This is a genomic window from Methylobacterium sp. ap11 (assembly GCF_900110515.1).
GTDB lineage: Bacteria > Pseudomonadota > Alphaproteobacteria > Rhizobiales > Beijerinckiaceae > Methylobacterium > Methylobacterium ajmalii.
The window spans coordinates 47,027-72,147 of record NZ_FOEB01000001.1 but is presented as its reverse complement, the minus strand read 5'-3'; the positions used below and the strand labels follow the sequence as shown (position 1 = coordinate 72,147).

General features: G+C 72.6%; 20 protein-coding genes. 16 read left to right on the top strand and 4 right to left on the bottom strand.

What is annotated here, in order from left to right; translation table 11 throughout:
- The first annotated feature begins 53 nt into the window (after nt 1-53).
- Nucleotides 54-305 (top strand): DUF2283 domain-containing protein, encoded by a 252-nt coding sequence (locus BMX97_RS00320; protein WP_091744316.1) that lies wholly within the window; start codon nt 54-56, stop codon nt 303-305.
- A gap of 4 nt (nt 306-309) precedes the next feature.
- A complete protein-coding gene (locus tag BMX97_RS00315; protein ID WP_091744315.1) occupies nt 310-1,047 on the top strand; it encodes a DUF2459 domain-containing protein in 738 nt (245 codons plus the stop codon).
- 146 nt (nt 1,048-1,193) lie between these two features.
- On the opposite strand, the gene BMX97_RS00310 is transcribed toward BMX97_RS00315, so the two are convergent.
- Complete coding sequence (locus tag BMX97_RS00310) at nt 1,194-2,414, bottom strand: efflux RND transporter periplasmic adaptor subunit (RefSeq protein WP_244538203.1); 1,221 nt, start codon at nt 2,412-2,414, stop codon at nt 1,194-1,196.
- A gap of 294 nt (nt 2,415-2,708) precedes the next feature.
- Between BMX97_RS00310 and BMX97_RS00305 the strand changes: the two genes are divergently transcribed.
- The 6 genes from BMX97_RS00305 to BMX97_RS00280 all read left to right on the top strand — a co-directional run bounded on the left by BMX97_RS00305 (nt 2,709) and on the right by BMX97_RS00280 (nt 11,478).
- Complete coding sequence (locus BMX97_RS00305) at nt 2,709-5,855, top strand: efflux RND transporter permease subunit (RefSeq protein ID WP_091744311.1); 3,147 nt, start codon at nt 2,709-2,711, stop codon at nt 5,853-5,855.
- 240 nt (nt 5,856-6,095) lie between these two features.
- The gene (locus tag BMX97_RS00300) at nt 6,096-7,397 is read left to right on the top strand and encodes a septal ring lytic transglycosylase RlpA family protein (protein WP_244538202.1); all 1,302 of its coding nucleotides are present in this window, start codon (nt 6,096-6,098) and stop codon (nt 7,395-7,397) included.
- A gap of 311 nt (nt 7,398-7,708) precedes the next feature.
- Complete coding sequence (locus BMX97_RS00295) at nt 7,709-8,878, top strand: D-alanyl-D-alanine carboxypeptidase family protein (RefSeq protein ID WP_177202093.1); 1,170 nt, start codon at nt 7,709-7,711, stop codon at nt 8,876-8,878.
- Complete coding sequence (gene tmk / locus BMX97_RS00290; RefSeq protein WP_244538201.1) at nt 8,875-9,597, top strand: dTMP kinase; 723 nt, start codon at nt 8,875-8,877, stop codon at nt 9,595-9,597. The genes BMX97_RS00295 and tmk overlap by 4 nt, the downstream gene beginning before the upstream one ends.
- A complete protein-coding gene (locus tag BMX97_RS00285) occupies nt 9,587-10,624 on the top strand; it encodes a DNA polymerase III subunit delta' (RefSeq protein WP_091745048.1) in 1,038 nt (345 codons plus the stop codon). Before tmk ends, BMX97_RS00285 begins: the two co-directional genes overlap by 11 nt.
- Nucleotides 10,625-10,626: 2 nt before the next feature.
- Complete coding sequence (locus BMX97_RS00280) at nt 10,627-11,478, top strand: metallophosphoesterase (RefSeq protein ID WP_091744305.1); 852 nt, start codon at nt 10,627-10,629, stop codon at nt 11,476-11,478.
- Nucleotides 11,479-11,538: 60 nt separating this feature from the next.
- On the opposite strand, the gene BMX97_RS00275 is transcribed toward BMX97_RS00280, so the two are convergent.
- The gene (locus BMX97_RS00275) at nt 11,539-13,227 is read right to left on the bottom strand and encodes a methyl-accepting chemotaxis protein (protein ID WP_091744303.1); all 1,689 of its coding nucleotides are present in this window, start codon (nt 13,225-13,227) and stop codon (nt 11,539-11,541) included.
- Between the two features lie 473 nt (nt 13,228-13,700).
- Between BMX97_RS00275 and BMX97_RS00270 the strand changes: the two genes are divergently transcribed.
- The 3 genes from BMX97_RS00270 to BMX97_RS00260 all read left to right on the top strand — a co-directional run bounded on the left by BMX97_RS00270 (nt 13,701) and on the right by BMX97_RS00260 (nt 17,425).
- A complete protein-coding gene (locus BMX97_RS00270) occupies nt 13,701-13,922 on the top strand; it encodes a hypothetical protein (protein WP_091744301.1) in 222 nt (73 codons plus the stop codon).
- Between the two features lie 259 nt (nt 13,923-14,181).
- Nucleotides 14,182-15,612, top strand: coding sequence for a sensor domain-containing diguanylate cyclase (locus BMX97_RS00265; RefSeq protein WP_177202072.1), 1,431 nt, complete (start codon nt 14,182-14,184; stop codon nt 15,610-15,612).
- Between the two features lie 295 nt (nt 15,613-15,907).
- Nucleotides 15,908-17,425, top strand: a complete 1,518-nt coding sequence (locus tag BMX97_RS00260) for a GGDEF domain-containing protein (protein WP_091744297.1) — start codon at nt 15,908-15,910, stop codon at nt 17,423-17,425.
- Here BMX97_RS00260 and BMX97_RS00255 read toward each other — a convergent pair.
- Nucleotides 17,409-17,783, bottom strand: coding sequence for a 4a-hydroxytetrahydrobiopterin dehydratase (locus BMX97_RS00255; RefSeq protein ID WP_091744295.1), 375 nt, complete (start codon nt 17,781-17,783; stop codon nt 17,409-17,411). The two genes, BMX97_RS00260 and BMX97_RS00255, sit on opposite strands and share 17 nt — an antisense overlap.
- 264 nt (nt 17,784-18,047) lie before the next feature.
- Between BMX97_RS00255 and BMX97_RS00250 the strand changes: the two genes are divergently transcribed.
- The 5 genes from BMX97_RS00250 to BMX97_RS00230 all read left to right on the top strand — a co-directional run bounded on the left by BMX97_RS00250 (nt 18,048) and on the right by BMX97_RS00230 (nt 22,723).
- On the top strand, nt 18,048-19,046 hold the full coding sequence (locus BMX97_RS00250) for an ABC transporter substrate-binding protein (RefSeq protein WP_091744293.1): 999 nt from the start codon (nt 18,048-18,050) through the stop codon (nt 19,044-19,046).
- Nucleotides 19,047-19,175: 129 nt separating this feature from the next.
- Entirely contained in the window at nt 19,176-19,913 is a 738-nt protein-coding gene (locus BMX97_RS00245; protein WP_091744291.1) for an ABC transporter permease, read from the top strand.
- Nucleotide 19,914: 1 nt separating this feature from the next.
- A complete protein-coding gene (locus BMX97_RS00240; RefSeq protein WP_244538200.1) occupies nt 19,915-20,697 on the top strand; it encodes an ATP-binding cassette domain-containing protein in 783 nt (260 codons plus the stop codon).
- Between the two features lie 151 nt (nt 20,698-20,848).
- Entirely contained in the window at nt 20,849-22,063 is a 1,215-nt protein-coding gene (locus tag BMX97_RS00235) for an MFS transporter (protein WP_091745044.1), read from the top strand.
- Between the two features lie 399 nt (nt 22,064-22,462).
- Complete coding sequence (locus tag BMX97_RS00230) at nt 22,463-22,723, top strand: hypothetical protein (protein WP_091744287.1); 261 nt, start codon at nt 22,463-22,465, stop codon at nt 22,721-22,723.
- 286 nt (nt 22,724-23,009) lie between these two features.
- On the opposite strand, the gene BMX97_RS00225 is transcribed toward BMX97_RS00230, so the two are convergent.
- Complete coding sequence (locus BMX97_RS00225) at nt 23,010-24,662, bottom strand: MFS transporter (protein WP_091744285.1); 1,653 nt, start codon at nt 24,660-24,662, stop codon at nt 23,010-23,012.
- Nucleotides 24,663-25,121: the final 459 nt, after the last annotated feature.

The window sequence follows — 25,121 nt, the reverse complement described above, 5'->3', positions numbered from 1 at the left end:
CCGCGACGGCCCGCACCGGCGCCCAACCTCCACCCGAAACCTCTCCGCAAGGCATGAGCCGGCCCCCCGTCTCCCCCTCCGCTCCCGCCCCGTCCCGCCCGGTGACCGGCCGCTACGACACCCGGACCGACGTGCTGTCCGTCCGCTTCCGCGATGCGGAGGCGGTGGCGAGCCGGGAGGTCCGGCCGGGCTGGCGCGTCGCCTACGACGCCGCCGGGACCGTCGCGGGAATCAAGATCCTCGCCGCGTCCTCGGCGCCCCCGGCGATCGACCGGGAGCTGCGGCGGCTGGTCGAGGCGGCCTGACGGCATGGCGCGCCGCCGGCGCCGCCTCCCGCGCTCCGTGCGGTACGCCGCCTCGCTCGTCCTCGTCCTCGCCACCGGCCTCGGCCTCGGCCTCGTCTTGGCGGCCTGGCTCACCGCGAAGGCGGGGGATCCCGCCCTCTACCCACCGGCACCCGGCGCGGAGACGGTCACGGTGCGGCTCGTCGCCAATGCCTGGCATTCCGGCCTGCTGCTGCCGCGCGAGGCGCTGGCCCGGGCGGCGGCCGAGGCCGGGACCGGCGCCCTCGTCGGGGTGACCGAGCGCTTCGGCGCCTATCCGGCGCTCGAGATCGGCTGGGGCGATGCCGGCTTCTACCGCGCCGTGCCGACGCTCGACGCCCTCGACTGGCGCCTGGCGCTCGCCGCGCTGTTCACCCCGGGCGGGCGCCCGGCGGTGCTGCACGTCGTCGGGATCGCGGACGAGGACGCGCTGCGCGGCGCCGGAACCGTAACCCTGCACCTGTCGCGGGCCGGGTTCGGGCGTCTCGCCGCGGCGCTCGCCGCCGCCTTCACCCTGCGGGACGGCCGCCCGGTCGAGGCGGGGCCGGGGCTCTACGGCCCGAGCCTGTTCTACGAGGCGCAAGGGCGCTTCGGCCTCCTCAACGTCTGCAACCACTGGAGCGCCGGGCTACTCCACGCGGCGGGCCTGCCGGTGACGCCGCTCCTCGACACCCTGCCGCGGGGTCTCGCCCTCGACCTCGCCTGGCGCGCCGGTGCGCGGTAGAGCATTTTCCGACGAAGTGGATGCCGGTTCGTCGACGAAAATGCGGCAAAATCAAAATCCTGGAGAGCTTCGCGATTGCAACGCGATCGTGAAGCGCTCTGGGGGCCGGCGCGCGGACGCACAGTAGGGGCCGACGGCCCCGGGCCTCAGCGCACGGTGCCGCCGGGCTCGTTCGCGGCCTGGCGCGCCGGCGCGGCCTCGTCCTTGATCCCGACCCGCTGGTCCTGGCGCAGGAGCTGGAGGTGGTCGGTGGCGATCCGGTCGCCGGCCTTGAGGCCCGTCAGGATCGCCGTGCGGTCGCCGAACTCCTCGCCGGTGGTGACCGGCACCATCGCCACCTTTCCGTCGTCGCCGACGCGCCAGACGATGCGCTGGTCGAGCTGGGCCGAGAGGGCGACCGTCGGCACCAGCAGGCGCTCCTCGGTCCCGACCTGCACGGTCGCGCGCACGAACTCGCCCGGCAGGTAGCGCTCGTCGGCGTTGGGCAGCCAGGCCCGGATCAGCCGGCGGGCGGTACGGGGGTCGAAGCGGTTGTCGAGCTTGTAGATCGTCGCCTTGCGCTCCGGCTTGCCCTGGCCGTCGAGGGTCTGCACGAAGGCGCGGTTCTCCTTCAGGGCGGCGCGCACCGCCTCCGAATCCTCGACCGAGAGCGCCACCTGCACCTCGATCGGATCGATCTGGACGACGCTGGCGAGCTGGGTGGTGTTCTCGTTGACGTGGTCGCCGACATTGACGTCGGAGAGGCTGGAGCGCCCGTCGAAGGGGGCACGGATCACCGCGTAGTCGAGGTTGAGCTTCTCGCGCGCGATCGCGGCCTCGGCCTCCTGCACCCGGCTGCGGGCGACCTGGCGGTTGCTCTCCAGCTGCTGGAAGCGCTGCTCGGAGGCGTAGCCCTTGTCGGCGAGCGGCTGGGTGCGGTCGACCTCGGCATCCGCGAAGGCGAGCTGCGCCACCGCCTGCGCGCGCTGGGCCTCCGCCGTGCGCAACGCCACCTCGAACGGCCGCGGGTCGATGCGGAACAGGACCTGGCCCTGCTTGACGTGGCCGCCCGGCTCGAACGGCCGCTCCACCACCACGCCGGTGACCCGGGGCTGGAGCGCGGCGTCCTTGGGCGAGATCACCGTGCCGGTATACGAGAAGGCGACCGGCACGGTCTGGGTGGTCGCCCGCGCCACCGCGACGTCGAACTCGGGCGCCTCGGGCGCACGCGCCTTCGGTGGCGCCGGCGGCGCCAGGAACTGCGCCACCGGGACCGGCAGGGCGCCGGCCGCGCCCTTCGGCAGCGGGTGGCCGAGGCCCCACCAGAGACCGGCCCCGGCCGCGAGCGCGGCCAGACCGACGAGGCCGTAGCGAAGCCTTGCGCGCACGATGCCGATCTCCTCCGGACGGAGCCGCCCTCGTTCGGCGGGTCCCTTGGGCGGGCGCCGCATCGCGGCATCCGAGCGGGCAAGAGCCGGTCCTCCGCCGCGGTTCCACCCCGGGACGAGGGGACGCGGCCACGGGTCGTTCCCCCGGCGCGGAACAGCCTCGGGCGCGATCGCGTTGCCCATTGGCCTTCCACCCCACCTTTCACCTCACCGTCGCGGGGCCCGGGGGGCCGTCTCCAGGGCCGGCGGCTCGCGGCGGCCCCGGCGGCCGGCGGTGGCGCACCGGGACACGGGATGTTCGCGTATTTCGTCGACCGGCCCGTCCTGGCGGGCGTGATCTCGGTGCTCATCACCCTGATCGGGGCCGTGGCGGGGTTCTCCCTGCCGATCGCCCAGTTCCCCGAGATCGCGCCGCCGATCATCAACATCCAGGCGACCTATCCGGGCGCCACGGCGCAACAGGCCTACGAGGCGATCGCGATCCCGCTCGAGCAGGAGATCAACGGTGCCCAGGACCTGATCTACATCAGCTCGACCAGCAACGCCGACGGCAGCGTCGGCATGGACGCGACCTTCGAGGTCGGCTCCGACCTCAACGCCGCCGCCGCCGACGTGCTGACCCGGGCCCAGCGCGCCGAATCGCGCCTGCCGCAGGCGGTGCGCGACCAGGGGCTCGAGATCGTGAAGTCCTCGCGCCAGCGCCTCGGCAACGTGGTGCTCTACAGCGACGGCGACCGCTACGACGAGCTGTTCCTGTCGAACTGGGCCGAGACCCAGGTGATCAAGCCCCTGCGCCGGGTCGCCGGCATGGGCCGCATCGTCAACTTCTCCAACAAGCGCTACGCGATGCGGGTCTGGCTCGACCCGGCCCGGATGGAATCGCTGGGCTTGAGCCCGGGCCAGATCGTCCAGGCGGTCGAGCAGCAGAACGCCCAGATCACCGTCGGCTCGCTCGGCAAGGAGCCGGTGCGCGACGCCCCCGCCTTCGAGCTGCAGATCGTCACCAAGGGCCGGCTGACCGAGCCCCGGGAATTCGCCGACGTGGTGATCCGGGCCAATCCCGACGGCTCGGTGGTGCGCATCCGCGACGTCGGCCGGGTCGAGCTCGGCTCGGAGCAGTACGGCAGCCGCTCGACCTACGACAACAAGCCGGCCGCCTCGCTCGGCCTGTACCAGAACCCGGAGGCCAACGCCGTCGAGGTCATGAAGGGCGTCCACGCCACCATGAAGGACCTCGCCAAGCGGTTTCCCCCGGGCCTGCACTACAAGATCGCCCTCGACCGCACCGAGTTCGTGAACGCCTCGATCCACGAGGTGATCAAGACCCTGATCGAGGCGATCGTGCTGGTCGTCGTCATCACCTACCTGTTCCTGCAGAGCTGGCGCGCGACCCTGATCCCGGCGATCGCCGTGCCGGTCGCGCTGATCGGCACCTTCGGGCCGATGGCGGCGCTCGGCTTCTCGTTCAACACCCTGAGCCTGCTCGGCCTCGTCCTGGCGGTCGGCCTCGTCGTCGACGACGCGATCATCGTGGTCGAGAACACCGAGCGGCTGATGGAGGAAGGCCAGGAGCCGCGCGAGGCCGCGGCCGAGGCGGTGAACGAGGTGGCGGGCCCGGTCATCGCCACCACCCTGGTGCTCGCCGCCCTGTTCGTGCCGGTCGCCTTCATCCCGGGGCTGACGGGACAGCTCTACAACCAGTTCGCGCTCACCATCGCGATCTCGGTGCTGATCTCGGCGGTCGTGTCGCTCACGCTGACCCCGGCGCTCTGCGCCCTGCTGCTCAAGCCTCGCGGCAAGGGCGCGCATCGCAGCCGCTGGCGGGCCCCGCTGCGCTGGTTCGACGCCGCCCTCGACCGGGCGACCGGGGTCGCGGTCGGCTCGGTCGGGCGCCTGTCGCGCCACCTCGTCGCGACCGGGCTGGTGTTCCTGGGCTTCGCCGGGCTCACCGCCTGGATGGTCGCGAGCCGCCCGAGCGCCTTCGTGCCCCAGGAGGACCAGGGCTACTTCTTCGCCGACATCGCGCTGCCGAAGGGCGCCTCCGTCGGCCGCACCGCCGCGATGGTGGAGGAGGTGGGACGCGCCGCTCTGGCCGAGCCCTCCGTCGCCGGCACGATCGGGGTCGCCGGGCGCGGCATCCTGGCCGACGTCACCGCCCCGTTCTACGGCTTCCAGATCCCGACCCTGAAGCCCTGGGACCAGCGCGAGGAGACGGTCACCGACGTGATCGGACGGCTGAGGAAGCGGTTCAAGAACCACCCCGACGGGGTGCTGCGCATCGTCGATCCGTCGCCGCTGCCGGGGCTGGGCTCCCGCGGCGGCCTGACGCTGGAATTGCAGGACCGCAGCGGCGCGGGCGGGCTCACCCTCGCCAAGACCGCCGAGGGCTTCATCGCCCAGCTGAAGACGCTGCCCGAGATCGGCGGCGCCACCGCCACCACGAGCTACGGCGTGCCGCAGCTGCGCCTCGACATCGACCGCGCCAAGGCCGAGCAGCTCGGCGTCAGCCTGCAATCGCTGTTCGACGCGCTCGGCACCTATGTCGGCTCGTCCTTCGTCAACCTCTTCAACAAGTTCGGCTTCGTCTACCAGGTCTACGTCCAGAGCGAGTCTCAAGGGCGGCGCACGATCCAGGACCTGTCGCGGCTCACCGTGCCGAACAGCCGCGGCGAGCCGGTGCAGATCGGCGCGCTCGTCACGCCGCATTTCGTCAGCGGGCCGACGGCGGTCCTGTCCTACAACACCTATCCGGCGATCGAGATCGCGGTCGACACCGCCGAGACCGCGAGCTCGGGCGCGGCGATCGCCGCGATCGAGCGCCTGGCCGACACCGCGCTGCCGGCCGACTACGCGGTCGAATGGACCGAGGTCGCCTACCAGGAGAAGATCGCCGGCGGCTGGGCGCCGCTGATCTTCGGGCTCGGCGTGGTGATGATCGTGCTGCTGCTCGCCGGCCAGTACGAGAGCCTGCGGCTGCCCTTCGTGGTGATCCTGGTGACGCCGCTGGCCCTGTTCGGGGCCGTCGGCGCCCTGGCTTTGCGCGGCCTGCCCCTCGACATCTTCGGGCAGATCGGGCTCCTGCTTCTCGTCGGGCTGGCGGCTAAGAACGCGATCCTGCTCGTCTCCTTCGCCCGCGACCTCGGCGCCAAGGGCGAGGACGCGGTGACCGCGGCGAAGGGTGCGGTGCGCCTCAGGATGCGGCCGATCCTGATGACCTCCTTCGCCTTCATCCTCGGCTCGGTGCCGCTCGCCGTCGCGAGCGGCGCGAGCGCCAACGCCCGCATCTCGATGGGCACGGTGGTGATCGGCGGGCTCTTGGTGGCGACCCTGCTGACCCTGTTCGTCACCCCGGTCTTCTACGTCGCGGCCGAGCGGCTGGTGGCGCGGCGCGGGCGCAAGGCCGAGGAGGGCCCGCGCGGGGTGGCGCATCCGGCGGAGTAGGGCCTCCCGCCTGTGGACGGGTGTGGACGGGACTCGCGCGAAGGTCACCGTTACGCTTTCGTTTACGCAGGGCCGGCAGGGTTTCGCTCAAGTGCAGCGCAACCCTGTGCGGCCCTGAGGTCCGCTCCCCGGAACGGGTGAGCCTTCCTCGACGGCGGCGCGGGATCCGAGGGGTCGATGGCGGGATCTTCGAAGAGCGGTATTCCGCGTCCGGAGACGGAGCGGGGGGCCCTCCGGCCTGTGCCGGTCGTCAAGTGGGCCCTGGTGGCGGGAATCGCGCTCGCGGCGGCCAACTGCGCCGGGCCGACGCCCAAGACCCTCGCGCTGAAGAGCGGCGGGCGCGAGATCGACCCGAAATACGGTGTCGCCGCGAGCCCGCGCCTCTACGGCGAGAACGACAAGATCCCGAAGGGCGGCGGCCGGCAGATGACCGGCAAGCCCTACGTGGTGGCCGGCCGCACCTACGTGCCGCGCCAGGACGCGCGGGGCTACGTGCGCGAGGGCCTGGCCTCCTGGTACGGCACCGCCTTCCACGGCCGCCAGACCGCCAACGGCGAGATCTTCGACCGCTTCTCGGTCGCCGCCGCGCACCCGACCCTGCCTCTGCCGAGCTACGCCCGGGTCACCAACCTGCAGAACGGCCACTCGATGGTGGTGCGGGTCAACGACCGCGGGCCCTACCACGCCGACCGCCTGATGGACGTGTCGCAGGCGGTGGCCGAGGCGCTCGATTTCCGCCGCCGCGGCACCACCAAGGTCCGGGTCGAGTATGTCGGCAAGGCTTCGGTCGGCGGCAGCGACGACCGCAAGCTGATGGCGACCCTGCGCACCGACGGCACGCCCGCCGGCTCGCCGATGGGCGCCAACATCATGGTGGCGGACGCAGGTGACGACGCGAAGCCGTTCGCGTTCCGCCAGCCCGAGCCGGAGCCGGTGCGCCCGATCGTCGAGAAGCCGCGGGTCGTCGCCCCGGTGCAGCTCGCCTCGGCGCAGGCCGTCGAGGACGAGCCCGAGATCCGCCGCCAAACCCCCGCCCGCGAGACCCCCGCCCGCGTGACCCCCGCCCGCCCGACCTCCGTCCGTGCGGCCCCGCACGCCCCGGCGCCGGTCCGGATCGCCGAGGCGCCCCGGGCGCCGGCCGCCCGCCTGCCGGCGCCGGTGCGCGTCGCCGCCGTCGAGGGCCTCAATCCCGGCCTCGCCGCGGCGCGTACGCCCAAGGCGGCGGCGGCCCCGGCCGCGGCCCACAGGCCCGCCGCTCCGGGCCAGGCGCTCGCCTTCGCGGGCCATCCGGCGCCGGACCGCGCCTCGCTGGCGCAGGTCATGCACGCCGCCGCGACGCCGGCCGGGGGCAAGGCCGCGACGACCGTCGTCGCCAAGGCCGCCCCCAGGACAGGCCCGCTCCCGATCGCGCCGCCGCTGCGCCTCGCCGGCGCCCAGAAGGGCGACCGGGAGGACGCCAAGGGCGACACCAAGGGCGACGCCAAGAACACCGGCCGCAAGCCCGGCATGCCGCCGCGCTCGAAGGTCGCGGGGATGTATTGAGGGCAGTCCTCGCGAGCGCGGGCCTCCTTGCGACCTCATCCGGAGGTGTCAGTCGATCGAGGATCGACTGACACCTCCGGATGAGGTCGCAGGCTGGAGAGGCGGCGGAGCCGGACGAACGGCATCCGGGCCCGAATCCACCTCCAAAACGGTTCCCCATCCCGCACTGCGGCACAGCCGCGGTTGCGTGGGCGCGGGCGGGACGGCAGAGTGCGACGGGTTTCCCGGACGGCCGGGGTTTCGAGCGGTAGGGGATGCGTGTGAGAGCGACCACCGGAGCGGGCAGGGCGCTGACGCGCCGCGCCGCGGGCATGGCCCTCGCGGCCGCCCTCGGGATCACCGTCGCGGCGTCCGGGGCCTGGGCGCAGGCCTTCCAGACGCTGGCCCCGCATGCCATCCTGATCGACGCCGATACCGGCGCGATCCTGTTCGAGAAGGGCGCCGACGAGCCGTTCTCGCCGGCCAGCATGGCCAAGCTGATGACCGTCGAGGTGCTCTTCGACGAGATGCGCAAGGGCAAGCTCGGCCCCGACACCGAGTTCACGATCAGCGAGAACGCCTGGCGCCGCGGCGGCGCGGGCGGCGGCGGCTCGTCGATGTTCGCCCAGCTCAACAGCAAGGTGAAGCTGCCCGACCTCCTGCGCGGCATCGTGGTCCAGTCCGGCAACGACGCGGCGATCGCGGCGGCCGAGGGCGTCGCCGGCACCGAGGACAATTTTTCCCAGATCATGAACCGGCACGCGAAGGAGATCGGGCTCGAGCGCTCGACCTTCCGCAACGCCACCGGCTACTCGGCGCCCGACCAGAAGGTCACGGCCCGGGACATGGCGAAGCTCGCCATCCACCTGATCGAGACCTACCCGGAGAACTACAAGCTCTTTTCCGAGCGCGAGTTCACCTGGAACAAGATCCGCCAGCAGAACCGCAACCCGCTCCTCACCCTCGACATCGGCGCCGACGGGTTGAAGACCGGCTACCTCGAGGAATCCGGCTACGGCCTGACCGGCTCGGCGGTGCAGAACGGCCAGCGCCTGGTCCTGGTGGTGAGCGGCCTCAAGACCGCCCGCGACCGCGCCGCGGAAGCCCGCAAGCTGATCGAGTGGGGATTTCGCGCCTTCGAGGCGCGCCAGATCTTCAACGCCGGCGAGACCGTGGCGGAGGCCGAGACCTTCGGAGCCGAGAAGGGCCGGGTCGCCCTCGTCACGAAGAAGCCGGTGCGCCTGATGCTGCCGCGCGGCAACGGCGACCGGCTGGTGGCGCGGGCCACCTACCAGGGCCCGCTGACCGCGCCGGTGGAGGAGGGCCGCGAGGTCGGCCGGCTCAAGGTCACCCGCGGCGAGCAGGTGGTGCTCGACATGCCGCTCTACACCGCCGAGGCCGTGCCGGCCGGCACCATGACCCAGCGCGCCCTCGACGCGGCGCTCGAGGTCGGCACCGGCTGGTTCCGCCAGGCCCTCAGCCGGATCACCAGCAAGTCGTGACCGGGACGATCGTGACCGGGGCGCCCGCCGAGGCGCCGGCGCGCCCCGGCGGCTTCATCACCTTCGAGGGCGGCGAGGGCGCCGGCAAGTCGACCCAGATCACGCGGCTCGCCGCCTGGCTGCGGGCCGGCCCGGACCGCGGCCCCCGCGAGGTGGTGACCACCCGCGAGCCCGGCGGCTCGCCCCGGGCCGAGCGGATCCGCGCCGCGGTGCTCTCCGGCATCGCCAAGCCCCACGGCCCCTTCGCCGAGGCGCTGATGTTCGCCGCCGCGCGCCTCGATCACCTCGCGACCCTGATCCGCCCGAGCCTCGCGCGCGGCGCCGTGGTGCTCTGCGACCGCTTCAGCGACTCGACCCGGGCCTACCAGGGCGCGGCCGGCGGCCTCGAGCCCGAGACGCTCGCCGCCCTGGAGCGGGTGGTGGTCGGTCCGACCCGGCCGGACCTGACCCTGATCCTCGACCTGCCCCCGGAGATCGGGCTCGCCCGCGCCCGCCAGCGCGACCGCGCCGCCGCCGTCACGCCGGACCGGTTCGAGGCCGAGGCCCTGGAGTTCCACCAGCGCCTGCGGGCCGCCTTTCGCGCCATCGCCGAGGCCGAGCCGGGGCGCTGCGTCGTGATCGACGCGCAACAGCCGCCCGATGCCGTCGCGCAGGCGGTCCGCGCGGCGGTCGCGGCGCGGCTGCCGCACCTCGCCCCGGGGGTCTCCGATGCCGCCTGAGCTGCGCGACGACGAGGCCGAGATCGGCGATGTCCCGGGCGTGCCGCGCCCGCGCGACCGCCATGACCTGCTCGGCCAGGAGGCGGCCGAGCGCGCCTTCCGGGAGGCGATCGGCGCCGGGCGGCTGCACCATGCCTGGCTCATCGGCGGGCCGAAGGGCATCGGCAAGGCGACGCTCGCCTTCCGGGTCGCCCGCCACCTCCTGGCGCGGGGCGACGGTGCGGGCACGCCCGACACCCTGGCGCTGCCCCCCGGCCACACGGTCGCCCGCCAGGTCGCCGGGCTGGCGCATCCCAACCTCGTGCTCCTGCGCCGCCAGAAGGCGCCGGGCGCCAAGACGATCCCGACCCAGATCGGCGTCGACGCGGCGCGCCGCGCGCTCCACCTGTTCTCGGCGACCTCGGCCGATGCCGGCTACCGGATCTGCATCGTCGATTGTGCCGACGAATTGAACCTCGCCAGCGCCAACGCCCTCCTGAAGGTGATCGAGGAGCCGCCGCCGCGCTCGCTGTTCCTGATCGTCAGCCACGCCCCCGGGCGCCTCCTGCCGACCATCCGCTCGCGCTGCCGGCGCCTTTCCCTCAAGCCGCTGCCGACCGGGGCGGTGGCGCAGGTGCTGCGCGGGCTCGGCGCTCCGCATGCGACGCGGCCGCCGGAGCTGATCGACCGGGCGGCCTCCTTGAGCGAGGGCTCGGTCGCCCGGGCGATCGAGCTCCTCGATCCCGACACGATCGGCGTGGTGGACGAGGTCGAGGCCCTGATGGACCAGGGCGACCGGCCGGACTGGCGCCGCGCCCTGAAGCTCGCCGAACGGCTCGCCGGCCGCGACGCCGACGCCCTCTACGCCACCGCCCTCGACGCGGTGCAGCGCCGGCTCGCCGCCGAGATCGAGCGCCGCCAGGGCGAGCCGCCGGCCCGCCTCGCGGCGCTCGCCGACGCCGCCGAGCGCGCCGCGAAGGCCGCCCGGGAGGCGCAGGTCTACAACCTCGACCGGCGCCCGGTGGTGCTGTCGCTGTTCGGCGCCTGAGGATGCGGATCTTCCCGCTCTCCGACCTGCATCTCGAGCGCCGGCCGCTCGCGGCGGTGCCGGCCCCGGCCCGGGACTTCGACCTCCTGGTCTGCGCCGGCGACGTCTGGGAGGGCCAGCCGGAGCGGGGGCTCGCCGCGCTCCTGCAGCTTTCCGGCGAGCGGCCGGTGGTGTGGGTGCCGGGCAACCACGAGCGCTACGCGCCCGCCGGCGATCCCCGCACCGCCCCCGAATTGCTGGCGGCGCTGGCGGCGGCGGTCGCGGCGGAGAACGCCGCCGCCGGCCGCGAGCGGGTGATGCTGCTCCAGGCCGGGGACGCCCGGGTGCTCGACGGCGTGCGCGTCGTCGGCGCCACCCTGTGGAGCGACTGGGCGCTCGCCGGGCGCTGGCTTACCCCCGGCACGCCGGGCCGCCCCGACGACCCGGTCGCCTACGCGGAGGCCCGCATGACCGACCCGGCGACCGGCTCGCGGGAATACCGGGCGATCCGGCTTGCCGACGGCACGCCCTGGTCGCCCCGGGCCGCGATGGCGGCCCATGCCGCCGACCGGGCGGCGCTGAGCGCGGCGCTCGCGCGGCCCCATCCCGGCCCGACCGTCGCGGTGACCCACCACCCGCCGATCGCGGAATCCGCCGACCGTTTTCGCGATGCCCCCGGCGTGCCCTGGTGGGTGCCGGCCTTCTACGCCACCACGCTCCTCGCCGATCTGCCGGCGGCCCACCGTCCGGACCTCTGGATCTCCGGCCATTTCCACGCCGCCCACGACCTCGCGCTCCACGGCACCCGCTGCCTCGCCAACCCGGTCGAGGGCGCGAGCTTCGATCCGGGGCTGGTGGTGGAGGTGCCGGCCTGAAGGACCGGAAGCGGGGCGAAAGGCGCCGGTCGCGCGACCGCCGGTGCCGATGCGGCCGGGTCAGGCCGCGCGGACGGTGGCGAGGAAGTGGGCGACCTCGGAGGTGAGGTGCTCGGACTGGCGCGACAATTCGGAGGCCGCCCCGAGCACCTGGCTCGCCGCCGCCCCGGTCTCGTCGGCGGCGCCGGCCACGCCGGCGATGTTGCCCGTCACCTCGCCGGTGCCCTGGGCCGCCTGGGCGACGTTGCGGACGATCTCCTGCGTCGCCGCGCCCTGCTGCTCCACCGCCGCGGCGATCGAGGTGGCGACGGCGCTGATCTCGCGGATGCGCCCGGTGATCCCGCCGATCGAGGCCACCGCCTGCCCGGTCGAGGCCTGGACCTGGGAGATCTGCCCGGAAATGTCGTTCGTGGCCTGGGCGGTCTGCTCCGCCAGGGCCTTCACCTCGGAGGCGACGACGGCGAAGCCCTTGCCGGCCGGCCCGGCCCGGGCGGCCTCGATCGTCGCGTTGAGCGCCAAGAGGTTGGTCTGCCCGGCGATGGTCGAGATCAGCCCCACCACGTCGCCGATCCGCGCGACCGCCGCGCTCAGCTCCTGCACCTGCGTGCCGGCCTGGTCGGCCTCCATCACCGCCCGCCGGGCGAGGTCCGCCGAACCGTCGACCTGCCGGCCGATCTCCTGCACCGAGGAACCCAGCTCCTCGGTCGCGGCGGCGACGGTGCTGACGTTGGAGGCGGCCTCCTCGGCGGCGGCGGCGACGGCGTTCGACTGGCTGGCGGTCTGGCTCGCCGTCGACGTCAGCTGCTGCGCCGTCGCCTGCAATTCGGTCGCCGAGGACGACACCATGCCGATCACGCCGCCGACCGCGTTCTCGAACCCGTCGGCCATCTCCCGCATGACACGCTTGCGATGCTCCTCCGCCGCGAGCCGGGCCTGCGCGGCCTCCGCTTCCAGCGCCTTCATCCGCACGAGGCCGCCCTTGAACACCTGCACGGCGTCGGCGATCGTGCCGATCTCGGTCCGCTGTCCCCGGTGCGGAACCGTCACCGAGAGGTCGCCGGAGGCGAGCGCCTGCATCGGCCGCACGATGGCGCCGATCCCGCGCGCGATGCTGCCGATGATGAGCGCCGTCACGAGAAGCGTCAGGCCCACGGCCGCCGCGCCGATCGCCGTCATGATCGTGTGGGCCGTCGCCACCGCACGCTCGCTGGCCGCCACCGTGGCGGCGGCGGCGGCTTCGTTCATGGAGACGATGGCGTCCAGGGCCTCCGCCGCGGCCTTGATGCTCGGGCGCACGACCGTCACGTTTTCCGTGAATGCGCGCGACTTGTCGCCGTTGCGAGACAGGATCACCACGACGGGCAGCTTGTCGAGGAACTGCTTCCAGTTCGATCGAAACGTCTCGAAGAGTTCCCTCTCCCCCGGCAAGCCGACCAGCGGACCATAGGCGTCGCCGAGAGTGGCGACGACCGCGATCTTCTTTGCCAGGGCGCCTTCCTCGTACGTCATCCTCTCCACGTCCGTATAGAGGATGTGGTTGACGACGCTGACACGCACGTCGATGGCGGCCGCACGCAGGGAAGCGGCAGTCGCGACGCTGGGCAGGCTGTTTCGACCGATATGGGACAGTGAATGACTGAGAGACGAGATGCCGCTCCAGCCTGCGGCACCGACCGCCAGAACGAACAGCAGCACGCAGGTGAAAGAAAAAATCAATTTGGCGCGAATGGAAATACGATCCAGGTGCACGGACTGAGGCCCCTACAAAAAGAATTAATTACATAGGCTCGGGTATTCAGTGAACGTTAATAAAATGTAAATTCCCTACTGAAATCGTGATTATATTTGGCTAATTCGCCAGAACGGCAAAATAGTGCCGATTTGGATCCAGCGATCGACCACGCATAGATCCATGAGGGCCGATCAGACAACAATTCCGAACGCCAAGAAGGAACACTCGTGGGCTCGACCGTATTCGCGCGCCGCCGACGGCTCACGGTCGACTGTGAAGTGTCCGCCTTGACGCAGGGGGACGGGGTCCACCCCTCGATCCTCGGCATTCGTTCGCAAGGTCGCGCCGGACGGACCGCAGCGCCGCGTCGCGAGAAAGCTCCTGATCGACGATCCAGGCAGGTCGACGATCCGGACCCGTCCAAAGATCCAGGCTTGGCGCGAGCCCGCCGGCCCCCATCATCTCTCGTCTTGGGCAGGGGGAGGGGACGATGAACGGATTCCTGGCGGTGGTGCTGATCTGCGCCAACACGGTCCCGGTGCAGGACTGCGAGGAGGCGAACGCCACCGACGTGTTCAAGACCCGGGTCGCGAGCGAGATCGGCTGCGCCACCGGCTGGCAGGAGATCATCGCCCGCTCCGAGGTCAGGGCCGGCATCGGGCAGACCGCCTACCTCAAGACGCAGTGCCGGCGGGTGAGGGCGGGCGGATGACGCCGGGACGCGGTCCGATGCCTCTCGGCCGGATCTCACGCAAGGAGATGACGGGGAAAAATTGAACGATCGATCGATCGACACGCCGATCTCTTCAGTATGACCGTCATCTCACTTGCCAAATAGTCCATGATCACGCGCATTCGCGAGATTTTTCCGCGTCCCGTTATCCCACCGTCAACGACTCGACCATCATTGCAGCCGCCTGACGTTAGGTCCGCTGCTGGGCGGCGGGACGTCGAGCCGGATGGGACCCTCCGTGACAGCCAGACAGGCAGAGTGCATCGTCGGCCTCCTCTACGCCGTCCTTTCGGCCGGCACGATCCGCCTCACCGGCGACGGGCAGGGCTTGGCGGCGGTGTGGCCGGCCAACGCCGTCCTCCTCGCCGCGCTGCTCGACCGCCGCCCGGACGGCTGGGGAAGGCTGCTCGCGGCCGGCTACCTGGCCAACGTGGCGACGGGGCTGGCGATGCGGGGCGTCGGCCCCGCCCCGTTCCTCGACGGCCTCTGCCACGTCGCCGAGGCCTGGATCGCCGCCCGCCTCCTGCGGCCCGCCCTGAACGGCGAGGACATGCTGGTCGCGCCCTCCGTCGTCGGGCGCTTCATCCTGGTCTGCGGCCTGGTCGCCCCGGCGCTCAGCGGGCTCGGCGGCACGGCGGTCGCCTCGCTGGTGTCCGGGCGGGACCCAGCGGTCGCCTTCGGCAACTGGGTCACCGGCAACGGCCTCGGCCTCCTGGTGTTCACGCCGTTCCTCTTCGCGCTGCTGCGCGGCGACTACCTGCGGTGCCTGACCGGGAAGGACTGGGGCCGGCGCGCCGAGGCGCTCGCGCTGCAGGGGCTCGTCGCCGCGACCGCCTACGGGGTGTTCTGCGTGGCCGAGCGGTCGCTGCTGTTCGTGCTGTTCGGTCCCGCGATGCTGGCGACGTTCCGGGTCGGGCGGCTCGGCACGAAGGCCGCCGTGGCGGTCATCGCGGTGATCGGCACGGTCGCAACCCTGCGCGGCCAGGGCCCGATCGCCGCGGTCACGCCCGACCCGCACGAGCAGGCCACCCTGCTGCACGCCTTCCTGGCCGTCCTGCTGCTCACCTGCCTGCCGGTGGCGGCGGCGCTCACGGCGCAGGGCAGGAACCTCCGCTCCCTGTCGCGGAGCGCCGAATCCCTGCGGGCGCAGCGGGCCGAGCTCGCGCGCCTGGCCGCTACCGACGGCCTGACCGGCGTGCTCAACCGCACCGCCTTCCGCGAGGCGGCCCTGGCGGCGATGCGCAATTCCCGGATGGCCCCCGTCTCGACGCCGCCGAGCCTGATCGCGATCGACCTCGACCTGTTCAAGCAGGTCAACGACCGGCACGGCCACCTCGCGGGCGACCGGGCGCTGGTCCACCTGGTCTCGGTCCTGCGCGCCGGCCTGCGCGAGGCCGACACGATCGGGCGGGTCGGCGGCGACGAGTTCCTGGTCCTGCTCCCCGGGACCGATGCCGACCAGGCGCAGGTGGTGGCGGCGCGCCTGCGCGAGGCCCTGCGCCGCGCCCCGCTCACCCTCGACGACGGCACGGCACTCCTGCTGTCGATGTCCTGCGGCGTCGCCCCGCACCGGGACGGGATGGGCTTCGAGGAGGTCGTCCACGCCGCCGACATGGCGCTCTACGGCGCCAAGCGCGCGAGACGGGAGACGTGGATGCTGTCGGCGTGATCCGCGCCGGGCCGCCGGGCCGACCGTCCCCGGCCGAGGCGGGCGACGAGGAACGGCCGCGCCGGCCGGCGGCCGGGATCATCCCTTCGTCTCATAGTATTTCGTCGTAGGGAGCAAGAGTTGCAGGGGGATGGCTCCTGCTACCGATCTCCGCTTTACCGTTACGAATCTATGCCGTTCGACCTATAGCTAGGCCGTCGCATCGTTAGATGACCGTCTTCGAGTCCGCTAAAATCTTACGCACGAAAGGTCGGGCAGCGCCGTCGATCACGGCCCTGGTCCCAAGAGTCGATCGATGACGGACAGACGGACTGCGTGCCTCGTCGGATTCCTGTCCTTCCTGCTGGCCGCCGGCACGATCCACCTCACCAGCGACGGCCGCGACATCGCCACGGTGTGGCCGGCCAACGCCGTCGTCCTCGCCGCCCTGCTCGACCGCCGCCCCGGGGCGTGGACGGGCCTGCTCGGCGCCGGCTACCTCGCCGGCGTGGCGGCGAACGCGGTGACGCGCGGCCTCGGCGCCGGCCCGCTCCTCTTCGGCGCGTGCAACCTCCTCGAGCTCTCCGTCGCGGCGAGCCTGCTCCGGCCCGCGCTCGAGGGGGAAGGCCCGTCGGGCCGGGGACCGTCGACTCGAGGACCGTCGGGCGACGACCTCCTGGTCACGCCCGCGATCGTCGGCCGCTTCATCGTGGTCTGCGGCCTCATCGCCCCGGTGCTGAGCGGGCTCGGCGGCGCGGCCACCGCCCGGCTGCTGTTCGGGCAGGATCTGGAAACCGCGTTCCTCACCTGGGTCCTGAGCGACGGGCTCGGCCTCCTGATCTTCACGCCGTTCTTCTTCGCGCTCCTGCGCGGCGACTACCGGCGGTGCTTCGCCAGCAAGGACTGGCGCCAGCGCGCGGAGGCGGTCGGGCTCCAGGTCCTGGTCGCGGCGGCGACCTACGGGGCGTTCTTCGTCGCCGTGCGGCCGCTGCTGTTCGCGCTGTTCGGCCCGGTGATGCTGGTGACGTTCCGGGTCGGGCGGCTCGGCACGAAGGCCGCCGTGATGGTGATCGCGGTGATCGGCACGCTCGCGACCCTGCGCGGCCAGGGGCCGATCGCCGCGGTCACGCCGGATCCGCACGAGCAGGCCGCCCTGTTCCAGGGCTTCCTCGCCGTCCTGCTGCTCACCTGCCTGCCGGTGGCGGCGGCGCTGTCCGCCCGGGGCGCCCGCTTCGCCTCCCTGTCGCAGAGCGCCGAGGCCCTGCGGGCGCGAGGGGCCGAGCTGGCGCGGATCGCCGCCACCGACGGCCTGACCGGCGTGCTCAACCGCGCGGCGTTCCGCGAGGCGGCCCTGGCGGCGATGCGGGATCCCCGGGCGGTCCCGAGCCTGGTCGCGATCGACCTCGACCTGTTCAAGCAGGTCAACGACCGGCACGGCCACCTCGCGGGCGACCGGGCGCTGGTCCACCTGGTTTCGGTCCTGCGGGCCGGCCTGCGCGAGGCCGACACGATCGGGCGGGTCGGCGGCGACGAGTTCCTGGTCCTGCTCCCCGGGACCGATGCCGACCAGGCGCAGGTGGTGGCGGCGCGCCTGCGCGAGGCCCTGCGCCGCGCCCCGCTCACCCTCGACGACGGCACGGCGCTCCTGCTGTCGATGTCCTGCGGCGTCGCCCCGCACCGGCCGGGCATGACCTTCGAGGACCTGGTTCACGCCGCCGACATGGCGCTCTACGGCGCCAAGCGCGCCGGGCGGGACGCCCGGGCCCGCCAGGAGCACGCCGCCCAGCGCCCCGCGCGCCGCCCCCGCCGCGCCGCCCTCAGCGGTCGTGCTTGATGTAGGCGAAGCGCGGATCGGTCGGCGTCCCCTCCAGCGCGCCGCCCTCCAGCCCCGGCTGCCAGCCGACCACCTCCTCGATCTTGCGCGCGAGCGCGAAATCCTTCTCGGTCAGGCCCTTGGCCGAGTGGGTGGTGAGCCGCACCTCGACCCAGGCATAGGAGGCGGTGAGGTCCGGATGGTGCCAGGCCGCTTCGGCGAGGTGGCCGACCGTGTTGATCACCATCAGGGTGCCCTTCCAGCTGTTCGTCCGGTAGGTGCGGGCGATCCAGCCATCGGCCTCGCGCCAGCCCGGCAGGGCGGCGAGGTGCGCGGCGATCGCCTCGGGGGCGAGGACGTCGTCTTTGTCGTTCGGCATCAGGCGCTGTCTCCGTCCCGGCCCGCCGCCCCATGAGAGTCCAAGAGAGGACAAAAGTCCGAGAGAGGACGAGGGTCCACAAGAGGACGAGAGTCCAACAGACGGCGGCGGCCGATCCGCCGAGGGTGCGGCCTCGCGCCCCCGCAGGCAAGCGGTGGACGCCGCCGCCCGCGCCGCCTACCTCTGACAAGGCGAAGACCGGCGGCGGGCGAGACCGGCGGCAGGGAAGACCGGCGACGGGCCGGGCAGGAGGGAGGGGCGCCCATGCTCTCACGGCGTGGATTGATGGCGGCGGCCGGGCTGTGGCCGCTGGCGCCGCTGCTGCCCTCGGCCGCGCGGGCGCAGGGCGCGCCCGCCAGCCTGAAGGTCGGGCTCCTGCCCTTCGGCACCGTCTCCTGGGAGGCGGCGGTCATCAAGGCGGAGGGGATCGACGCGGCGGAGGGCCTCGACCTCGAGGGCGTGCGCCTCGCCGGGAGCGACGCCGCCCGCATCGCCTTTCAGGGCGGCCAGGTCGACACCATCGTGTCCGACCTGCTCTGGGCCGCCCGCCTGCGGGCGGAGGGCCGGGCGGTGAAGTTCCTGCCCTATTCCTCGACCGAGGGCGCCCTGATGGTGCCGGGCGACAGCCCCCTGACCACCGTCGCCGGCCTCGCGGGCAAGCGCCTCGGAGTGGCGGGGGGCCCGCTCGACAAGAACTGGCTGCTCCTGCGCGCCCGCGCCCGCGAGAAGGACGGGTTCGACCTCGAGCGCGAGGCGCGCCCCGTGTTCGGCGCGCCGCCGCTCCTGATGCGCAAGCTCGAGACCGGCGAGCTCGACGCGGCGCTCCTCTACTGGACCTTCTGCGCCCGGCTCGAGGCCAGGGGCTTTCGCCGCCTGATCGGCGCCGACGGCATCGCGGCGGCGTTCGGGGTCACGGGGCCGATCGCGCTCCTCGGCTACGTCTTCGACGAGGCGCTGCTGCAGCGCGCGCCGGCCGCGGTCGCGGGCCTCGCCCGCGCCTCGTCGCGGGCCAAGCGCGCCCTGGAGGCCGGGGACGCCGCCTGGGCGCCGGTGCGCCCGCTGATGGCGGCGGAGGACGAGGCCACCTACGCCACCCTCAAGCGCGCCTTCCTCGCGGGCATCCCGCGCCGGCCGGCCGCCGCGGAGCGCGCGGACGCCGAGCGCCTCTACGCGGTGCTGGCGCGGCTCGGCGGCGAGCGCCTGGTCGGGGCCGCCACGACCCTGCCGGCCGGGCTGTACTGGGACGGCGGGCCGAATGGCTGACCGACGCGGCAGCCCCTCTCCGGCGCACGAGACCAGGCCCTTCCCGTCCCACCCGCGACCTCATCCCGAGGTGCGGAGGGGAGGGCCGAGGACGGCACCGGTCGGCTGGCCGATCGTGGGGCGGCTCGCTTGACGGCGCTCCTCGCCCGCCTCGCCTCGGCCGTCCTGCTGCTGGCCTGCTGGTGGCTGGCGAGCCGGTTCGTCGATCCCCGCACCCTGCCGTCGCCCGAGGCGGTGGCGGCGTTCGTGGCGCGGGAGGCGGCTTCCGGCGACCTGTTGCGCAACGTCGCCATCACGCTGTGGCGGGTCGTGGCCTCGTTCGTCCTCGCCATGGCGAGCGGCGCGGTGCTGGGCATCGCGCTCGGGCGCTCGCGGACCGCCGACAAGCTCCTCGACACGCCGCTGCTCGTGCTCCTCAACACCCCGGCGCTGATCGTCACGGTGCTGGCCTATATCTGGCTCGGCCTGACCGAGACCGCGGCGATCCTGGCGGTGGCGCTGAACAAGATGCCGAACGTCGCGGTGATCCTGCGCGAGGGTGCCCGCGGGCTCGATCCCGGCCTCGAGGAGATGGCGCAGGCCTTCCAGTACGACCGCCGCACCTGGATCCGCCACGTCCTCCTGCCCCAGCTCGAGCCCTTCGCGGTGGCGGCGACGCGCTCGGGCATCTCGCTCGCCTGGAAGATCGTGCTGGTGGTCGAGCTGCTCGGGCGGCCGGACGGCGTAGGCTACGCCATCTCGTACTACTTCCAGCTCTTCGACGTCGCGGCCCTGATCGGCTACAGCCTCGTGTTCAGCGCCGTGATGCTGGCGGTCGACGCCCTCCTGCTCCAGCCCCTCGACGCCCATGCCCGCCGCTGGCGATAAGATGACTCCCGCCGCTGGCGATAAGGTTCCCGCCGCCGGGCTGCGCCGCGAGGCGGCGGCCCCGATCCTCACCCTGACGGTGCGCCGCAAGGTCTACCGCCCGGCCGGTGCCGCGCCGGTCGAGGCGGTGCGCGACCTCGCGGTGTCGGTGCGGCGAGCCGAGACCCTGTGCCTGATCGGCCCCTCGGGGGCGGGCAAGACCACCACCTTACGCATCCTGCTCGGCCTCGACCGCGACTTCGAGGGCAGCCTCGCGACCGCGCCGGACCTGCGCATCGGCATGGTCTTCCAGGAGCCGCGGCTCCTGCCCTGGCGCAGCGTCGAGGAGAACGTGCGCCTCTCCCTGCCGCGGGCCGAGCGCGGCCGCTCCCTCGACGGGCTGTTCGACGAGCTCGGGCTTTCCGAGTGGCGCGACCGCTACCCGCGGGCGCTCTCCCTCGGCATGGCCCGCCGGGTCGCGCTCGCCCGCGCGCTCGCCCTGGCGCCCGGCCTCCTCGTCCTCGACGAGCCCTTCGTCTCCCTCGACGACGCGTCGGCCGCCTCCCTGCGGGCCGCCGTGTTCGGCAGCGCGGCCGCCCGCGGCGCGGCGGTCCTGATGGTGACCCACAACGTGCCGGAGGCGCTCGCGGTCGCCGACCGGCTGCTGCTGCTCTCCGGCCGGCCGGCGCGCCTCGCCGGGGAGGTGGCGCTGCCGACCCCGCGGGCGGAGCGCGGCCGCGGCTGGATGGAGGCGACGCGGGGCGACCTGGCGGCGCGCTTTCCCGGGACGGTGGCGGAGGGGTGAGCGGAAGCGGGCGGGGGTTGCATCCCGATCGCTCCTCGGCGATCCGCCCGGCTGCTACGACTCCCGGAAAGCCAAGCCGATTCGGCCAAGCCGTTCAGTTGGCGAAGCCATCCGGCCAAGACGAGTCGAGGAAACGCCCGTGACCCGCCCGATGCCCGCCGACGGGCTCGATTCCGCCGCCGCCTGGCGCCGCCTCGTCGTCTCCGTGCTGCTCACCACCATCGGGGGCGTCGGGATGTGGTCGGTGGTGGTGGTGCTGCCCGCCGTGCAGGCGGAGTTCGGCGCTGCCCGGGGTGCCGCCGCCTTGCCCTACACGCTGACCATGGTCGGCTTCGCCTTCGGGGGCGTGCTGATGGGCAAGCTCGCCGACCGGTTCGGCATCCTGGGTCCCCTGGCGCTCGGCGCGGTCTGCCTCTGCCTCGGCTACGGCGCCACCGCGCTCTCGACGAGCCTGTGGCAGTTCGCCCTCGCGCACGGAATCCTGATCGGGCTCCTCGGCTCGTCGGCCGCCTTCGGGCCCCTGATGGCCGACATCTCGCTGTGGTTCGCGCGCCGGCGCGGCATCGCGGTCTCGGTCTGCGCCGCGGGCAACTACCTCGCCGGCACCCTGTGGCCGCCGCTCGTCCAGCACGCGGTCTCGGCCTATGGCTGGCGCGCCACGCAGGCCGGCATCGGGGTGTTCTGCCTCGCCACCATGCTGCCGCTGGCGCTCCTGATGCGCCGGCGCCCGCCGGTCGCGGCGGTCGTGCGCGCCGGGGAGGCGGGGGCGGGCGGGACGCTCGGGCTGCCGCCGAACCTCCTCCAGGGCCTGCTGGTGGTGGCGGGGCTGGCCTGCTGCGTCGCCATGTCGATGCCGCAGGTCCACATCGTCGCCTATTGCGGCGACCTCGGCTACGGCGTCGCCCGGGGCGCCGAGATGCTGTCCCTGATGCTCGGCTTCGGCATCGTCAGCCGGATCGCCTCCGGCTTCCTCGCCGACCGGATCGGCGGCCTGCGCACGCTCCTCGTCGGCTCGGTGCTGCAGGGCGTGGCGCTGCTCCTCTACCTCGCCTTCGACGGGCTGACCTCGCTCTACGTGATCTCGGCCCTGTTCGGCCTCTTCCAGGGCGGCCTCGTGCCGGCCTACGCGATCATCGTGCGCGAGCTGTTTCCGGCGAGCGAGGCCGGCGGTCGGGTCGGGGTGGTCATCATGGCGACCCTGTTCGGCATGGCGCTCGGCGGCTGGCTGTCCGGCGTGATCTTCGACCTCAGCGGCACCTACGCGGCGGCCTTCGCCAACGGCATCGGCTGGAACCTGCTCAACGTCGCCATCTCGCTCTGGCTGGTGCAGCGCCAGGCGGGCCAGGCCCGGCCGGTCCCGGCCTGACGCGGCGGGGGGATCCGGCCCGCCCGGATCCCGCGCCAGGTCCGGGAACAGTCGAGGGCCGGCTCGTCTGGTGCGCCGGCCGCGGGATACCGGCACAAACGGGACGGAACTCTCGAGGACTTGCGCGGTTCGAGGTCCAGCCCAGTCGATCGCGACCGGGGCGACAGTCGAGGGCCGGTCCGGCCTTGCCGATGCGTAAGTTGCGCGACCGGGTGCGGAATGTCACCGCGGCGTCGCACCGCCGTGTTTACCGTTTTGTGGATCGACGCGCCTTGGCGGCGCAACTCTTCGGGCGCTCGCGACTTATCCATGGCAAGAGAGAGCGGTCAGAGAGCGGGCGGTCCAGGGCCACTCCGCCCGACATTGCCGCTCGGCATTCAACCGATGGGATCACCGACCATGCGCGCGCGCCCCTGCGCCCGACTGCCCCTGCTCGCCGTGCTGGCCACCCTGGCCGCGGGCGTCGCCCCGCTCGGCGCCGCCGCCGCGCCGGCGGTCGACAAGGCGCCGAAGGCCGCCACGGGTACCACCCGCGACGTCGCCGCCACCGCGAGCGTCACCGCCCCGGAGGCGGACGACGCCCAGTGCTTCACCGCGCGCCGGAAGCTCTTCGTCGACGGCGAGGGCTGGATCGTGCGGCGGATCACGACCTGCCGGTGATCGATCGCCACTGATCAACCTGAAGGGGTCCGTCTCGATGGAGGCGGGCCTTTTTTCGTGGAGGGGCCGTTCCCTCGCCGTCGCCGGTCCCGGCTTTGCGCGACGGTCCCGACCCCCTCCCGAGTCGTCCCGGGGCCGCGCAGCCCGGCATCCATAACCGCCGACGACCCAGGATGACGGCGAGGACGGGAGCGGCGTCGGTTCCCCCTGCGGGGATGTCCTGAAAGCGAGAGGGGCGCCCGCGGCCTTCGCCGCGGACGCCCCTCTCGTCACCTCATCCTCGAGTTTAGCGCGCGGCGGTGTCCCGCTCGTCGAAGATGTCCCGGTCCTTGGTCTCGGGCACCAGCAGCAGGCCGAGCACGAAGGTCATCAGCGCGATGACGATCGGGTACCAGAGGCCGTAATAGATGTCGCCGGTCTGGGCCACCATCGCGAAGGCGGTGGCCGGCAGCAGGCCGCCGAACCAGCCGTTGCCGATATGGTAGGGCAGGGACATCGAGGTGTAGCGGATCCGGGTCGGGAAGAGCTCGACCAGGGCCGCGGCGATCGGCCCGTAGACCATCGTGACGAAGAGCACGAGGACGAAGAGCAGCCCGATCACGCCGGCCACCTGCGGCCGGAAGATGTCGAACGGGTTCGCCATCTTGACGACCTGGGCGTCGCCCGCCTTCGGGTAGCCCGCCGCCTGGAGCGCGCCCGCCGCGGCCTTGTTGAACTCCGCCGCCGGGGCGCCCGCCGCGAACGGGACCTCGGTGCCGTTGATCCGCACCAGAGTCGGCTGGCCGGCCGGCGCGGCCTCGGTGGTGTAGCGCACCGAGGACTTGGCGAGGTAGTCGCGGGCGAGGTCGCAGGGCGCCGAGAACAACCGGGTGCCGACCGGGTTGAACAGGCTGCCGCACTGGGCCGGATCGGCCACCACGGTCACCTTGACGTTCTCGATCGCCTTCTCGAGGGCGGGGTTGGCGAGCGTGGTGATCTGCTTGAACACCGGGAAGAAGCTCAGCGCCGCGATCAGGCAGCCGGCCAGGATGATCGGCTTGCGGCCGATCTTGTCCGAGAGCCAGCCGAAGACCACGAAGAAGCCGGTGCCGAGCAGCAGCGCCCAGGCGATCAGGAGGTTGGCGGTGTAGCCGTCGACCTTCAGGATCGATTGCAGGAAGAACAGGGCGTAGAACTGGCCGGTGTACCAGACCACGCCCTGGCCGGCGACGAGGCCGAGCAGCGCGATGAGGGCGATCTTGGCGTTGCCCCACTGGCCGAAGGCCTCGGTCAGCGGCGCCTTCGAGGTCTTGCCCTCGTCCTTCATGCGCTGGAAGGCCGGCGACTCGCTGAGCTGCAGCCGGATCCAGAGCGAGATGCCCAGCAGCAGCACCGAGACCAGGAACGGGATGCGCCAGCCCCACTCGGCGAAGGCGGCCTCACCGGTGAAGGACCGCACCGCCAGGATCACCACCAGCGACAGGAACAGGCCGAGCGTCGCCGTGGTCTGGATCCAGCTGGTGTAGAAGCCGCGCCGGCCGTGCGGCGCGTGCTCGGCGACGTAGGTCGCGGCCCCGCCGTACTCGCCGCCGAGCGCCAGGCCTTGGGCGAGACGCAGCACGATCAGGATGATCGGCGCCGCGATGCCGATCTGCGCGGCGTTGGGCAGGATGCCGACGATGAAGGTCGACAGGCCCATGATCAGGATGGTGACCAGGAAGGTGTACTTGCGCCCGACGATGTCGCCGACGCGCCCGAACACCAGGGCGCCGAACGGCCGCACCAGGAAGCCCGCCGCGAAGGCGAGCAGCGCGAAGATGTCCCGGGTCGCCGGCGGGTAGGACGAGAAGAACTGCGCGCCGATGATGCCGGCGAGCGAGCCGTAGAGGTAGAAGTCGTACCACTCGAACACGGTGCCGAGGGAGGAGGCCAGGATGACCTTCTTCTCCTCCCGCGTCATCGGGCGCGCGGCATCGCCGCTTTGCCCGAGGGCGGCTGAGCTTGCCATGGGGTGTTCCTCCTGTGAGGGCGTTTCCTGGGTGACGGCACGCCGCGCCCGCGCGAATCTTCGCCGCGTCGGGATCGTCGCGTTTTCATGGTGAACCGGGTCTCGGGCGGCGCCGTCGACGCCGGGCGGGGGATGGGAACCGCCCGCTCGCGCGTGGTCCGCGCCGCTCACACGAATCGTTAAGCCAGCCTTATCCCGGAGCCCATTCGACAATTCGTCGTGAGACTTAGGTCGTGAGACTTCCGTCGGGGGGCCGGAAGACGCGCAACCGCCGCCGATCCGCGCTGGAAATGGAGAGACGATAGCGACAGAAGCCAACCGATTGATAATGATTTGTAAGATATAAATTGAATTTATTTAAAATATTTGTTAAAATAAATATATTATGATAATGATTTATTGTAAATTTAT

What these genes read in the sequence shown, in the direction of transcription:
- BMX97_RS00320 (WP_091744316.1), top strand. Translation starts at nt 54, where the DNA reads ATGAGCCGGCCCCCCGTCTCCCCCTCCGCTCCCGCCCCGTCCCGCCCG.
- BMX97_RS00260 (WP_091744297.1), top strand. Translation starts at nt 15,908, where the DNA reads ATGACGGACAGACGGACTGCGTGCCTCGTCGGATTCCTGTCCTTCCTG.
- BMX97_RS00225 (WP_091744285.1), bottom strand. Translation starts at nt 24,662, where the DNA reads ATGACGCGGGAGGAGAAGAAGGTCATCCTGGCCTCCTCCCTCGGCACC.
- BMX97_RS00285 (WP_091745048.1), top strand. Translation starts at nt 9,587, where the DNA reads ATGCCGCCTGAGCTGCGCGACGACGAGGCCGAGATCGGCGATGTCCCG.
- BMX97_RS00240 (WP_244538200.1), top strand. Translation starts at nt 19,915, where the DNA reads ATGACTCCCGCCGCTGGCGATAAGGTTCCCGCCGCCGGGCTGCGCCGC.
- BMX97_RS00305 (WP_091744311.1), top strand. Translation starts at nt 2,709, where the DNA reads ATGTTCGCGTATTTCGTCGACCGGCCCGTCCTGGCGGGCGTGATCTCG.
- BMX97_RS00250 (WP_091744293.1), top strand. Translation starts at nt 18,048, where the DNA reads ATGCTCTCACGGCGTGGATTGATGGCGGCGGCCGGGCTGTGGCCGCTG.
- BMX97_RS00255 (WP_091744295.1), bottom strand. Translation starts at nt 17,783, where the DNA reads ATGCCGAACGACAAAGACGACGTCCTCGCCCCCGAGGCGATCGCCGCG.
- BMX97_RS00295 (WP_177202093.1), top strand. Translation starts at nt 7,709, where the DNA reads ATGGCCCTCGCGGCCGCCCTCGGGATCACCGTCGCGGCGTCCGGGGCC.
- BMX97_RS00230 (WP_091744287.1), top strand. Translation starts at nt 22,463, where the DNA reads ATGCGCGCGCGCCCCTGCGCCCGACTGCCCCTGCTCGCCGTGCTGGCC.
- BMX97_RS00235 (WP_091745044.1), top strand. Translation starts at nt 20,849, where the DNA reads ATGCCCGCCGACGGGCTCGATTCCGCCGCCGCCTGGCGCCGCCTCGTC.
- BMX97_RS00280 (WP_091744305.1), top strand. Translation starts at nt 10,627, where the DNA reads ATGCGGATCTTCCCGCTCTCCGACCTGCATCTCGAGCGCCGGCCGCTC.
- BMX97_RS00270 (WP_091744301.1), top strand. Translation starts at nt 13,701, where the DNA reads ATGAACGGATTCCTGGCGGTGGTGCTGATCTGCGCCAACACGGTCCCG.
- BMX97_RS00315 (WP_091744315.1), top strand. Translation starts at nt 310, where the DNA reads ATGGCGCGCCGCCGGCGCCGCCTCCCGCGCTCCGTGCGGTACGCCGCC.